Origin of the sequence: Terriglobus sp. YAF25, assembly GCF_052113305.1 — a bacterium.
Classification (GTDB): Bacteria; Acidobacteriota; Terriglobia; order Terriglobales; family Acidobacteriaceae; genus Terriglobus.
Genome location: NZ_JBFRCY010000111.1, coordinates 1 through 12,843, shown reverse-complemented (window position 1 = coordinate 12,843; position 12,843 = coordinate 1). Strand labels below are relative to the sequence as shown.

The following is a 12,843-nucleotide window of genomic DNA, read 5'->3' as shown; positions in this document are numbered from 1 at the left end:
CCTCAGAACCGCGCGGTGCGCGGGTGGTGTAGGAGACCGAAAATTCAAGCCCGGCTACGAGCGAACGAACACCGGCCACAAGAGTCGACTTACCCGAGCCGGAAGGCGCGGAGATGATAAAGAGAATGCCTGCCATCAGAAGGAATGTTTCTTTTGGAAAGTGTACATAACACGGTGCCTTCCATGTTTCGCAAGGAAGCGAGTCGGTAGAAAAGCAGATTTCTCCGTTCCCTACGGTCACTCCGAAATGACAAAAAGGGAGGACCGGCTAGAGCATTTTCCCTGTTACTGGGTATCCCGGAAGAGCGATAAGGAGGCGTTTTCATTGCGGAAAACGCCCTATAGATGCGGGAGCCCTACGCTACACCTACAGGGAAAATGCTCTATCCCACAACTAGCGCCCAAGAACCAGGAACTAGCAACCGGGCGGCATAGCCGCCCTTATTCCAGGTTCTGGACTTGTTCCCTTGCCTTTTCGATCACCGTCTTCAGCTCCAGGCCAAGCTCGGTGATCCTGAGACCATTCGCCGTATTGGCTCCGCTGGTCTTGGAGAGCAGCGTATTTGATTCCCGGTTCAGCTCCTGAAGCAGAAAATCGAGCTTCTTCCCCAACTCTCCACCAGCGGCGAGCAGGCCACGGAAGTGGTCGACATGGGTCTTCAGCCGGACAATCTCCTCTTCTACGTCACTGCGTTCGGCCATCACCGCAGCCTCGGAGAGCAAGCGCTCTTCGCTGATACCGGCACCTTCGGTCAGTTCCGCAATCCGCGTCCGGATACGCTCGTAATAGCTGGCACGCACGTCAAGCCGCAACGTGTTAACTTCATCTGCCACGGCCCCGATACGCACCATGCAGGCATCGAGTTCGGCTACCAGGGCCGCACCCTCCTGCGCTCGCATTGACCGCAGCGAGGCGATCAGCGGCTCCACCTCCTGCAGCACCGCTGCCTCAATCTGCTCCGGCTTCAGCTCAGAATCTTCGCCATCCGAGCTGAAGACACCAGGCATGCGCAGAATGCTGGAGAGATCCGGATCTCCGGAAAGATTATTCTCCTCTGCCGCACGGCGGTACGCCTCAACATAGGCAGCCACCGTGGAACGGTCATACTGCAGTGTGCGCTGGCGCTGGCGATCGAGCTGCAGCGTTACCTCAACGTGGCCGCGGCGCAACTGCTCTTTCAGCAGTTTGCGAAGCTGCATCTCTAATGCATCGCAACCTGCCGGAAGGCGCATATGGAGATCGAGGAAACGGTGGTTGACACTCTTCAGCGAGAGCGTAAATCCCACGCCCTCAGCCACACTGCCTTGAATACGGGCAAAGCCCGTCATCGAATATGCAAGACTCATGCGGTCCCTTCTGCAACAGTTTCAACAGCCCGGTCGGTGACGAACTGCAAGTCATACAGCCGCTTGTAGGTGCCGGAGAGCTGTAGCAGCTCCTCGTGCGACCCAATCTCGGTAATCTGCCCGTGTTCGATGATGACGATGCGGTCGGCTCGGCGAACCGTGCTCAGCCGATGCGCGATGACGAATACTGTACGTCCCTGCATCAGATTGGCCAGCGCGGCCTGCACCAGAGCCTCACTTTCCATATCCAGCGCCGAGGTCGCCTCGTCCAGAATCAGGATGGGCGCATTCTTCAGCAAGGCTCGCGCAATCGCAAGCCGCTGGCGTTCTCCGCCAGAGAGACGCGCCCCCTTTTCGCCGATCATAGTGTCGTAGCCGTTCGGCAACCGCTCAATGAAGTCGTGCGCCAGAGCCGCCTTCGCCGCCTCCTGTACCCGGGCTAATGGGACATCGGGCTGGCCATACGCGATATTGTTGCGCACCGTGTCATTGAATAGAACGGTCTCCTGCGTCACCTTGCCGATCAGCTTGCGCAGCGATGCAATGGTTACGTCGCGCAGATCGTGACCATCGAACGTGATTGCTCCTTCAGTCACATCGAAGAAGCGCGGAATCAGGTTCACCAGCGTCGACTTGCCGGCGCCGCTGGGACCGACAAAGGCGATCACTTCGCCGCGCTTTACATCCAGATTGATGTCGCGCAGCACCTGCTTCTGTTCATGGTCGACCTCGTAGGCGAAGCCGACATGCTGAAATCGAATTTCGTTCTGGAAGCCCTGCAGGGGAAGCGCCTTCTTCTTTTCGGTCACATCATCCTGCGCGTCCATGAACCGGAAGATCTCATCACTGGCGCCGAGGGCTTGCTGGAAGCTGTTGTAGAACATGGCGAACTTGCGGACCGGGTCATACAACGTGAATACGGCCACCAGAAATGAGATGAATGATCCGGCTTCAGATTGGCGCGGAAGAGACGACGCGCTGCCTTACGGAAGCGGTTCATCTCCCATAGTTCCATTCCGAACGCCTTCACAATGCGGTTGCCGGTAATCGTCTCATGCAGGATGTTCTGAATCTCGGCGAGCTTATCCTGGCCTTTCCGTGTGGAGCTCCGCACACTGCGACCAATGCGCCGCGCCGACGAGATCACTACCGGTACAAACAGCAGGAGCACCCAGCTCAGCCTGCCGCCCATCAGAACCACAACCACCGCCGTCCACAACAGCGTGAAGAATTGCTGCAGCAGTTCGCTCAATACAGACGACATCGCAACCTGGACTTTCTCGATGTCGTTGATCAGCGTGGAAAGCAGCGTACCCGTCGTGTGCCTCTGAAAGAACGCAACCGACCGGCGAAGTACGGCGTTATAAAGGTCGTTGCGCAGGTCCGTGATCATGCCGAAGCCGGCATAGTTCACCAGATAGGTCCCCAGAAGCAGATACGGCCGCGCGTACAGCAGCAGCCTCCAGATGCGCCTCAAATGCGCACCCCCAGACCGAAGTTGGTAATGGGAGACATCCGTCTTATTCTAATCAGCGCCCCAAAGGCGTGCCGGTCGCCCATCAGCGCGGCATATCCCTGTGGCCGCTCTTCACCCGATAGCCCTCGGCCTCCAGCCGTTTCTTCATCTCTTCGGCGATTGCGACCGAGCGGTGCTGGCCACCAGTACATCCGAAGGCGATCGTCAGGTAGCTCTTCCCTTCCTTGACGTAGAACGGCAGCAGAAACTTCATCAGGTCGGTGGTCTTGTCCAGGAACTCCTTCGTCTGCGGGAAGCGTTTGACGTAGCGCGCCACTTTGGGGTTCAGCCCGGTTTCCTTGCGGAACTCGGGGATGAAGTGCGGATTCGGCAGGAAGCGCACATCGAAGACCAGGTCAGCCTCCGGGGGCACACCATTCTTGAAGCCGAAGCTGATGGAGCTCACCAGCAGGTTCTGATCGGTATCTCCACGATCGAATTGCTGGTTGATGTGGGTACGCAGCTCGTGGACATTGAACTTGGTGGTGTCCAGAATCACATCGGCCACATTCCGGATGGGATCGAGCCGCTTCCGCTCCCGCTGAATCGACTGCAGCACCGTATCGTTCCGCCCCAGTGGATGAGGCCTGCGCGTCTCGCTGAACCGGCGCAACAGCACCTCGTCGGTCGCCTCCAGGAAGACAACTCTGGTGTCCAGTACTTCGCGGACTTCTTTCAGGATTGCGGGAAACGCGTCGAGCTTCATGCCCTCGCGCACATCTACTACCAGAGCTGCACGATCGATCTCATGCGACTGCCGCACCAGGTCGGCAAACCTGGGAACCAGTTCCAGCGGCAGATTGTCAACCGAGTAGAACCCAAGATCCTCAAATGCCTTCAGAGCGCTGAGCTTGCCGGAACCGGACAAGCCCGTCAGAATGACGAGCCTGTCCTTTCCGTCCGATTTTTTCTTTGGGGATGCCGCCCGCGTACCCTTCTTTGGCATGGAGAGATGCTACTACGCCGGAGTCTCGATGAGCTCCATCTTGCCGTCACGCATCCGATGCAGCACTAGCAGCTGCCCCGTCCGGTTACGGAAGATAAAGATATCCCTATCGCGGTAGTGTGCTTCCTTCAGCGCCTCCTCCAGGGTCATGGGGCGCATCGCTACCGAATCCAGCGAGCGAACGATGTGTGGCTCCGGCAGGCTGGCTGCCTGCGGGAAGCTATGCGCGATCACGGAGAGCTTGCCGTTGGCGCTGCCGTTCAGCTTCGGCCTGGGTCTTCAGCTTTTTGGTGACAACGACCTTTCGTGCGGTGTATTCCACGTGCATATTGGGCACCTCTTTCTAAGGTCTGGTTAGACGCGACTAGCGTACTCTGCGTTTATGCGTACTGGGAATCTGCATTTCTTCCCGGTACTTTGCGACGGTACGACGAGTAATCTGAATTCCCTGCCGCTGCAGCTCAGCAGCCAGGTAGTCGTCCGTATAAGGCTGGCGCGGATCCTCTTCCTCAATCAGCTTCTTTACCTTCCGTTTGAGCAATAGCAGGGGAAGGTCGCCACCTTCAGGCCCATTCACTCCTTCCGAGAAAAAGAAACGAAGCTCGTATACGCCCTGCGGCGTATGGACATATTTGTTCGACACCGCACGGCTGACCGTAGACGGATGTACACCGATCTCCTCGGCGACTTCCTTGATCATCATTGGCCGCAGACCGTCGATGCCCTTCTCTAGAAAGTCATGCTGGCGGCGCACAATCGCCTCGCAGGTGCGCACGATCGTATTCTTCCGCTGTTCGATATTCCGCAATAACTGGATCGCCGAACGATACCGCTCCTTGACGTACTCCTTCAGGTCACGGTCGGCATCCTTCTGGTGCATCATGCGGCGATAGCCCGCATTCAACCGCAGCGCCGGCATATCCTCTTCATTCATCACCACCACGTACTCATCGCCGCGCTTTACAAAGGCGACATCGGGCTCAATCAGCCGCGTCTCCGTATTGTTGTAGCGCTGGCCTGGACGAGGATCGAGCGAGCGGATCACATCCACCGCCTCCTGCACTGTCTCCGGCGACTGCGCGCACTCCTTCACAAGCTCGCGCATGTCCTTTTTCTGCAGCAGAGACAGATGTTGCTGCACGATCGCATCGGCGATCCGCATGACACAGCTACGATGCTCTGCCGCCAGCTTCTCAACATCCTCGACACGGCGATCGATCTCGACAGAGAAGTCGTCCTCATGCTCCTTCTGGGCGCGGGAGGTGGCACGCCGCTCGGCAGCCGCCTCGGCCTCGCGTTCACGCGCGGCAAGCTGCATCAGCAGGCATTCCTTGAGATCACGCGCTCCCACGCCGGCGGGGTCAAGTGTTCCGATCACCTTGTGAGCTTCTTCCAGAGCCGCCTCGGAATGCTCAATCCCCTGCTCTCGTAAAGCCGTGGCAAGCTCTTCGTCGGTAGCAACGAGATACCCGTTCTCATCCAGGTTGCCGATCATCAGTTCCGCGGCGGATCGCACCTCGTCCGGCAGGCTGACGGAGCCGAGCTGCCACAGCAGATGGTCCGTCAGTGTGCTTGGCTTGGAAAGAAAGTTCTCGAAGGAGGGCTTGTCCAGCTCCTCAGCGCCCAGATTTCCTGTCCGGAAACCGGGGTCCAGATACTCCTGGAAGTAGCTGCCGAAGTCGATCTCCTCAAAGGGATCCTTCTCTTCCTTGACGGCAGTTTCTTCGGCGCTCCGCTCGCGGTCGCCCTCGCGCCCGGCGAGCTCTTCGAAGGAAGGATCGTTGCTCTCGATCTCCTCAAGGACAGGGTTCTCGACGATTTCAGTGTTGATCATCTCCCTGAGCTCAAGCTTGTTCAGAGCCAACACGCTGACCATCTGCATCAGGCCAGGCGTCAACACCTGGCGTTGGGAGATCTTTACGTTGAGCTTGGGTTGGAGGAGCACTCTTTGTTACTGGATCCCTTCTTTATCTCCGCGGCAGGGGTCTCTCCGACCGTGTGCCGTAGTCTACACCCGCATGCAGGCTTGTAAAGTGGGGGTTGTACTACAACGAAAACCCCTCTCCCAAATAGATGCGCTTGACCTCCGGATCGCGTCCAAGTTCACCCGGAGTTCCCTCCCGGAAAATTTTGCCCTCATTAATAATGTAGGCACGGTCGGTGACACTCAGCGTCTCGCGGACATTGTGGTCGGTAATCAGGACGCCGATCCCGCTGGTCTTCAGGTCAAAGATAATCTCCTGCAGATCCAGCACCGCGATCGGATCGATTCCTGAAAATGGCTCATCCAGAAGGATGAAGGCCGGCTGGATGCACAGGCACCGGGCGATCTCTACACGCCGGCGCAGACCGCCGGAAAGCGCATAGCCCTGGGTCTTGCGAACGGGGCCTAGATTCAGCTGTTCGATCAGCTTTTCCAGGCGCGTCCGCCGGGTCTCCGGCGAGAGCTGTTGCGCCTCCAGAACAGCCATAATATTCTCTTCGACCGAGAGCTTACGGAAGACCGAAGGCTCCTGCGGCAGATAGCTGATGCCGAACTTCCGAGCCCGCATATACATGGGAACCCGGCTGATATCGGCGCCGTCTGAGAGCACCCGGCCGATATCGGGCCTCACCAGGCCCACCATCATGTAGAAACTTGTCGTCTTTCCCGCCCCATTGGGGCCAAGCAGGCCGACGACCTCGCCCTGGCTGACGTGCAGGCTGACCCCGCGTACTACCGGGCGGCCGCCGTAGCTCTTTCCGATCTCATCTGTCGACAGCCTGCGCATTACTTCACCTGCGTTTCGGTGCGCACACGCCGGTCGCTCGCGCCCGATACAACCACGCTACCATCCGCTGCGTGGAAGCTCAATTGCGTCCCCGTGATCGTCCCCTGTTGTGGATCCACCACTTTGGGGGACCCGGTAAGCACGGCCAACCCATCGGCCGCCGTATAGACCAGTTGGCCACCCGTTCCGCGACGCTGCCCCTGCTCGATCACAACATCTTCTTTGGCGACTACCCGCTCCACACTGCCGCTGAAATCAGCCGTTTTTGCTTTGGTGGGAGAAAGAAAGACCGTCGCCTGCCGCGCGCTGATGGTGCCGTCGGCGCTGTCCATCCGAACAGGTCCGGCAAACTCCACCTGGTGTTGGGCTTCGCTGAAGCTCATCTCGCGGGCAGTAATGCGATAGACCGCCGAGGGACGCTTCGGCGTAGCCGCCGAGACCAGCACTGCTCGCACCATGCCGTTGCCTGCCTCGGCCATAGCCGTATGCTTCCCACGGTCAAGCGTGATCGCGGGAGCCTCGACCTGTGAGTTCGACTGCCACAGGCGCGCCGGCCGGGCTCCACCGGTAAAGATCGCCAGCTCGTCCTGAGGTCTCCACTCAGCCCGGTCCGCGGTTACGTGCATGGGGTCGCTGCCGCGGGTATAGTTCGCCTTCACATTGCCAATGGCCCAGGTCTGCTGCGTCTGGCGCTGCATCTGGATCCGTTCCGCCTCTACACTTCCGTCTCCGTCGCCGACGCGCGGATGTCCGGTCAGCTCAATCAGACCATCCTGCTTCAACATGGCCTGGTCGCCCGTGGCCCTGCTCTGCCGAGGCTGTCCCTTCACCACGCTGGCCTGCGTCACCGTCACGCCGCCGGACATCGTGCCCGATTCCACCTCATTGGCGGCATTCAGGGCGACGTCGATACGATCCGAAGCGCCGGTCTGGGTGACACCCTTCGCTGAGACCGATTCCATGCGGGCATGACCCTCACCATGGACATGCGACGCACGAGGACGCCGGTCGCCGGCAAACTGCGCGGTCAGCAGATCAGCCTGGAAGTGGCTGCGTGCGCCATCGGCAACGCTCAGCACGTTGGCATCTCCCTCAGCTACCGCTGAACGCAGCACGGAATTCTTCTCCACCTGTTCGAAGTGGAGATCGACCTTGGCCGCGCGCAGATCCCGCGAGGTCCGCTTACCCTCCGCATCTGTCAGATGCACGCCCCCGGTCAGGTGGGCGACCTTTGCCAAGCTGCCTGGCCCGAATTCCACCAGCGCCTCGGACGCATCGCCGCGCGAACTCCGTTCGCCTGTGTTCTGCTCCGTGTGCACTGTCCCCTGAAGCCGAACCTGTTCCGGCTCACTGCGGGCGCTCAGCCATGTCTCGCTGCGCTGCGCAGTCAGCAGACGGCCATCATTGGAGGTCACCTTAAGCCCTCCAGAGGTTTCAATCCGCTCGGCCGAGCCATCCCGGCGGAGATGCACCGTCGCCTCAGCTGCTTCGCCAACGGAGTCACCCTGCACCATCCGGGTCTGCTTCAGTTGCGCAATCTGTCCCTTGCGGTCGAGCTGAGCCCATCCGGCGAACATCTGAACCTGACGGCCCTTGGCCTCAGTCGTCGCGTCCACGGCAGAATGCAGTACCAGCAGCCCGGTATCGGTGCTGTAGTCGGCGCCGGTAGCGTGGCCGCTTACCCCTTTGGCGACAAACTCGATTGGCTTTTCGGTGGCTGCGAGACCCAATTTCTGCAGAAAGACCAGACCGCTGGTCTTCACATGAACGGCCGCCTGCTCTTCTTTGCCTTCAGGAGAGTCCAGGTCGAGGTGGACCTCGCCGTCCGCCTGGATGACGCCGTTGCTCTGGTCGTAGACGAACTCATTGCTGCTGATGCGGTCGATCCTGGAGCCGTCATGCACGATGATGTTGACGTCGTGTAGCGTCACCTTACCGTCGGTCCGTTGAATCATCTTCGACGCATGTACGGTAAATAACGTGCGACCCTTGACGCTCTGGGAATAGGTGAATCCGTTCGTCGATTGCTTGATATCGACCCCGAGCTTTGCCGGGATCTTCCTCAGAAAACTTCCTGTCCGATACCGCGCATAGCCAATAAAGCCCGCCACCAGCAAGAGCAGCGCGCCCGCACCGACCAGCAGCCACATCCGCAATCGCTCAACCGTAATCCGCATTCCGTGCCACATCTATTCTCTCACCGGCCTACAATGAAGCCTGCATGAGCGATCAACTCTACCTTTCCCTCTGGTTTCCGAACTTCCGGCTGGAAGCGTTGCCCGCCGCTCTGATCAGCGTCCTGCAGCAGTTTGCCCGTATCTCCGGCGATAGCCGCGTCTCCGCGGCATCCGCCATTCCCATTGACTGGACCGAGTCGCCCACCTACCAGCGCATCTATGTCAACGACGAGCGTTCCGAGGAAAGCGACGACGCCAGGATCGAAAATGCCGTCCGCGAAGCCACAGAACAGCTACATGACGACACCGCCTACGAGTTCGAGATGAAGTGGCAGCTCTGGCTGCCGGAGTCCGTCGGGGGCTTTGACACCACCTGGCGGTTGCAGCCCTATACCGTCAAGGTCAGCGGCTTTGGCCCGGAGTTTGACGAAGGCGCCTACGACCAGAACGGCCATATCCGCGTTGACTTCGGCCTCGACACACCATGGGTTCTGGAAGACGAGGATCTCGACAAAACCGCCCAACAAAAAATCCAACAGAACATCGAGAAACTTCTGGCCTTCACTCTGTCGGTTGAGAAACATAGCGGCATCTCCAGCCGCCTGCTCTGGACCGAATCCGGAGAGCCGCTGGCCGAAAAACTGGTTGCCAGTCTGCAACGGCTGAATTAGAACGCCGGATAGCCACGAAGGCGTTTGGGAGAGAAGCAGATTCTCCGCTTGCGCTACGAGATGACAAACAAAACTACGGTTCGAACTTTGCGTTCGAATATCGCCCATCGCTTGTCGCGACGCATGGGGCACCCCGAGTGCGGGCTCACCAAATTTGTCACCACACGGTATGGATTGGCTCTGGAACGAAATCTATCCCTGACGCGTTATGTCCTCAACAAAACTGGCGGCAGATCCACTGCTCCCTGCTAAGTTAGTGCGTAACAGCAACATCTCTGTACCTGGATGCCATCCCTTCCCCAAGGAGCGACATGGGTCACCACCCGGCCAAATTGGCCAGTACGCCTGTCTCGCGGCGCACCACGGTCATCTATGTCACTGCCCTGCTGCTCATCGCAAGTCTCTCCATCAGCTCACACCTGCTGACCGATGCCATCATCCAACGTCAGGCCGCTACCGCCGGCACGGTGAACATGGCAGGCAGACAACGGATGCTTGCGCAGCGTATCTTCCGCATCTCCCTGCAGATGGCCGATGGCTCCGAAGATTTTGTCCGGGCCCGGGTGGAGCTCATCAATGCCATTACCCAGATGGAACGGGAGCGCGAAAACCTATTGCACGGCTCCGTCTCTCCACACATCCTCGCGCCCTCCACGCCGCGGCTGCAGACCATTTACTTCGACCAGAAAGACTCCCTCGAAGACCTCGGGAACCAGTTCCTCGACCGCGCCAAGCACCTCGCGGCTACCCGGCATGAAGAAGTCAGCCTCAGCAGCAAGGACCTGGCTGCAATCGGCTTCCTTCTGGAGCAAAAGCTCTTGCCTGCATTGGAGGCCTCGGTTGCCGCCTATCAGGCAGACAGCGAAGAGGCGATCCAGCGGCTGAAGCAGACCACGCTGCTCCTGCTTTGCCTCATGTTGCTCCTGCTGCTCGCCGAGGCGCTGTTCCTCTACCGGCCGCTCTTCCACCGGCTCAAGGTCTCCTACGATGCCCTCATCACCGCCGCGCGCACCGATCCTCTGACCGGGTCCCTGAACCGCCGGGCCTTTCTGGAAGAGTGCGCCAACATCTTTCAACGGTTTCGGCGCACCGGTTCTCCCATCTCCATGCTGGCTATGGATCTTGATCACTTCAAATCGATCAACGATACCTGGGGCCATGCCACCGGAGACCGCGTTATCCTCGAGTTCGTCGCCGCCACCCTGAGCTGTCTTCGACCGCACGACCGTATGGGCCGCCTTGGAGGCGAGGAGTTCTCCATCCTTCTTCCCAACACACTGCCTGAGACTGCCTTCGCACTTGCCGAGTCCATCCGCTCGACCGTGGCTTCAGTCCCGGTCACCTCCGATACCGGAGAAGAGCTCCACTTTTCCGTTTCGATCGGCATTGCGGCCTCCTTTCCAGGCGACGGCGACATCTTTGCCGTACTAGCCCGTGCTGACCGTAACCTCTACGCAGCTAAGGAACAAGGCCGCAATCGGGTCGCTGTGACGTAGCCGCAGGCTGGGCGCCCGACACACCCATTTCGTCCAACTGCTCTACAATCTCAAGAACATGATCGTGTCACCCGTACCTGAGGCACTTACCTTCGACGACGTCCTGCTTGTTCCTGCGTACTCTGACGTTGTCCCCACGCAGGTTTCCACGCAGACCCGTCTTACCGCCAACATCATGCTGAATATTCCGCTGATGTCGGCCGCGATGGACACCGTAACCGAGTCCCGTCTGGCCATCGCTATGGCGCAGCAGGGCGGTATGGGGGTCGTCCACCGCAATCTCACGATCGAGTCCCAGGCAAGCGAGATCGACAAGGTCAAGCGCTCTGAGTCCGGCATGATCGTTGATCCGGTAACCATCGGACCCGATCAGCCGATCGCGGACGCCCTTGATGTGATGCGGCGCTACAAGATCTCCGGCGTTCCGGTCACACGCAACCGCAAGCTGGTCGGTATCTTGACCAACCGCGACCTCCGCTTCGTCTCCCGCACCGATCTCCGCATCGACGAGGTAATGACCAAAAACAACCTCATTACCGTCCCGGTCGGCACGACCCTGGAGCAGGCTGAACAGATCCTCCACCAGCATCGCGTGGAGAAGCTTCTGGTGGTCAACGACGCCTACGAGCTGAAGGGCCTGATCACCGTCAAAGACATCCAGAAGAAGTTGAAGTATCCCAACGCCTGCAAGGACGACCAGGGCCGTCTGCGTGTCGCCGGAGCCATTGGCGCCACGGGTGACTTCCTGGAGCGCGCGGCTGAGCTGATCAAGGCCCGCGTCGACGCGCTCGCCATCGACTCCGCACACGGCCACTCCAGCCGCGTTCTGGAGGCTGTCGCTGAGTGCAAGAGGCGCTTCCCCAACGTTGACCTCATCGCCGGCAACATTGCCACCTACGAGGGTTGCGCTGCTCTCATCGAAGCCGGCGCCGACGCTGTGAAGGTAGGCATTGGACCTGGCTCCATCTGGTGTGAGACCATCCTTTACCAGGGCCGCAGCTTCAAGGCCTACCGCGGCATGGGCTCACTCTCTGCAATGGCGCAGGGATCGGGCGAGCGGTACTTCCAGGGCAAAGACGACATGAATGGGCAGGCGGAGCGGCAGTCGATCACTGCTCCCGAGACGACGAACTCCAACCGGCTCGCCAAGTTTGTTCCTGAGGGCATCGAAGGGCGCGTACCGCATCGCGGACCGCTGGAGAACATGGTCTACCAGCTTGTCGGCGGCCTGCGCTCCGGCATGGGCTATCTGGGCTGCGGTACGATTCCGGATCTCCAGAAGAACGGCCGCTTCATTCGCATCTCCGGCGCCGGTCTGCGCGAGTCGCACGTCCACGATGTCATCATTACGCGCGAAGCGCCCAACTACCACGTCGAATAGAGCATTTCTCCTGTAGGTGTAGTGCAGGGTTTATGCATCTATGGCGTTTTCCTTAATGAAAACGCCGCTGCACACTCCTCCCGGGATGCCCAGCAACAGGAGAAATGCTCTAGATGACTGTTTTCCTTAGAAGGCCTTCCAATCTGGAATCACGCACCGGTGTGCGGTGGCTCCTCTATGCCTGGCTTCCGGCCGTCATCATGGTCGCCGCCATCATCACGGAGTCCACACACACCTTCTCGGCGGCCAACACCGATGGCATGTTCAGGCCGATCTGGGAAGCCATCTTCGGTAAAGTGGATACCCCCCGCTGGCAGGAGATCCACCACTACATCCGCAAAACCGGCCACTTTACCGGATATGGCCTGCTGTGCATCACCTGCCTGCGTGGCTGGCTGCTGACCTTCGCCCGCAGTCTGCGGCATATGGCTATCGGCGCATGGCGCGCACGCTCTGCACTCATGGCGATTTGCACGACGGTCTTTGTCGCCTCCAGCGATGAGTTGCACCAGTACTTCATGCCAGATCGCACCGGAAC

The 12,843-nt window shown here is 59.4% G+C and carries 12 protein-coding genes and 1 pseudogene; 4 read left to right on the top strand and 9 right to left on the bottom strand.

Annotation, left to right across the window (positions count from 1 at the left end; all coding sequences use genetic code 11):
- The 9 genes and pseudogenes from AB4043_RS06470 to AB4043_RS06430 all read right to left on the bottom strand — a co-directional run.
- Positions 1-136 (bottom strand): annotated as a pseudogene (locus AB4043_RS06470) (guanylate kinase); the annotation flags it as partial.
- A 305-nt stretch (positions 137-441) separates the two neighbouring features.
- Positions 442-1,347, bottom strand: a complete 906-nt coding sequence (locus AB4043_RS06465; protein WP_442300214.1) for a YicC/YloC family endoribonuclease — start codon at positions 1,345-1,347, stop codon at positions 442-444.
- On the bottom strand, positions 1,344-2,258 hold the full coding sequence (locus tag AB4043_RS06460; protein WP_442306701.1) for an ABC transporter ATP-binding protein: 915 nt from the start codon (positions 2,256-2,258) through the stop codon (positions 1,344-1,346). The genes AB4043_RS06465 and AB4043_RS06460 overlap by 4 nt, the downstream gene beginning before the upstream one ends.
- A complete protein-coding gene (locus AB4043_RS06455; protein ID WP_442306700.1) occupies positions 2,153-2,824 on the bottom strand; it encodes an ABC transporter transmembrane domain-containing protein in 672 nt (223 codons plus the stop codon). Before AB4043_RS06455 ends, AB4043_RS06460 begins: the two co-directional genes overlap by 106 nt.
- Before the next feature lie 82 nt (positions 2,825-2,906).
- Entirely contained in the window at positions 2,907-3,809 is a 903-nt protein-coding gene (rapZ, locus tag AB4043_RS06450) for an RNase adapter RapZ (protein ID WP_442300217.1), read from the bottom strand.
- A 12-nt stretch (positions 3,810-3,821) separates the two neighbouring features.
- Positions 3,822-4,043 (bottom strand): sigma 54 modulation/S30EA ribosomal C-terminal domain-containing protein, encoded by a 222-nt coding sequence (locus AB4043_RS06445; RefSeq protein ID WP_442306699.1) that lies wholly within the window; start codon positions 4,041-4,043, stop codon positions 3,822-3,824.
- 130 nt (positions 4,044-4,173) lie between these two features.
- The gene (gene rpoN, locus AB4043_RS06440; protein WP_442300219.1) at positions 4,174-5,754 is read right to left on the bottom strand and encodes an RNA polymerase factor sigma-54; all 1,581 of its coding nucleotides are present in this window, start codon (positions 5,752-5,754) and stop codon (positions 4,174-4,176) included.
- A 100-nt stretch (positions 5,755-5,854) separates the two neighbouring features.
- Positions 5,855-6,580 (bottom strand): LPS export ABC transporter ATP-binding protein, encoded by a 726-nt coding sequence (gene lptB / locus AB4043_RS06435; RefSeq protein ID WP_442300220.1) that lies wholly within the window; start codon positions 6,578-6,580, stop codon positions 5,855-5,857.
- Entirely contained in the window at positions 6,580-8,757 is a 2,178-nt protein-coding gene (locus tag AB4043_RS06430; protein WP_442300221.1) for an LptA/OstA family protein, read from the bottom strand. Before AB4043_RS06430 ends, lptB begins: the two co-directional genes overlap by 1 nt.
- A gap of 44 nt (positions 8,758-8,801) precedes the next feature.
- Between AB4043_RS06430 and AB4043_RS06425 the strand changes: the two genes are divergently transcribed.
- The 4 genes from AB4043_RS06425 to AB4043_RS06410 form a co-directional block, all read left to right on the top strand.
- A complete protein-coding gene (locus tag AB4043_RS06425) occupies positions 8,802-9,428 on the top strand; it encodes a hypothetical protein (RefSeq protein WP_442300222.1) in 627 nt (208 codons plus the stop codon).
- Positions 9,429-9,739: 311 nt separating this feature from the next.
- Positions 9,740-10,924, top strand: coding sequence for a diguanylate cyclase (locus AB4043_RS06420; RefSeq protein WP_442300223.1), 1,185 nt, complete (start codon positions 9,740-9,742; stop codon positions 10,922-10,924).
- Between the two features lie 58 nt (positions 10,925-10,982).
- Positions 10,983-12,305, top strand: a complete 1,323-nt coding sequence (gene guaB / locus AB4043_RS06415) for an IMP dehydrogenase (RefSeq protein WP_442306698.1) — start codon at positions 10,983-10,985, stop codon at positions 12,303-12,305.
- 113 nt (positions 12,306-12,418) lie between these two features.
- Positions 12,419-12,843: VanZ family protein (locus tag AB4043_RS06410; RefSeq protein WP_442306697.1), on the top strand; the 425-nt coding region annotated here is incomplete at its 3' end.

Bases quoted from the DNA above. Each gene is read 5' to 3' on its own strand.
- AB4043_RS06465 (WP_442300214.1), bottom strand. From the start codon at position 1,347: ATGAGTCTTGCATATTCGATGACGGGCTTTGCCCGTATTCAAGGCAGT.
- rapZ (WP_442300217.1), bottom strand. From the start codon at position 3,809: ATGCCAAAGAAGGGTACGCGGGCGGCATCCCCAAAGAAAAAATCGGAC.
- lptB (WP_442300220.1), bottom strand. From the start codon at position 6,580: ATGCGCAGGCTGTCGACAGATGAGATCGGAAAGAGCTACGGCGGCCGC.
- AB4043_RS06430 (WP_442300221.1), bottom strand. From the start codon at position 8,757: ATGCGGATTACGGTTGAGCGATTGCGGATGTGGCTGCTGGTCGGTGCG.
- AB4043_RS06425 (WP_442300222.1), top strand. From the start codon at position 8,802: ATGAGCGATCAACTCTACCTTTCCCTCTGGTTTCCGAACTTCCGGCTG.
- AB4043_RS06420 (WP_442300223.1), top strand. From the start codon at position 9,740: ATGGGTCACCACCCGGCCAAATTGGCCAGTACGCCTGTCTCGCGGCGC.
- guaB (WP_442306698.1), top strand. From the start codon at position 10,983: ATGATCGTGTCACCCGTACCTGAGGCACTTACCTTCGACGACGTCCTG.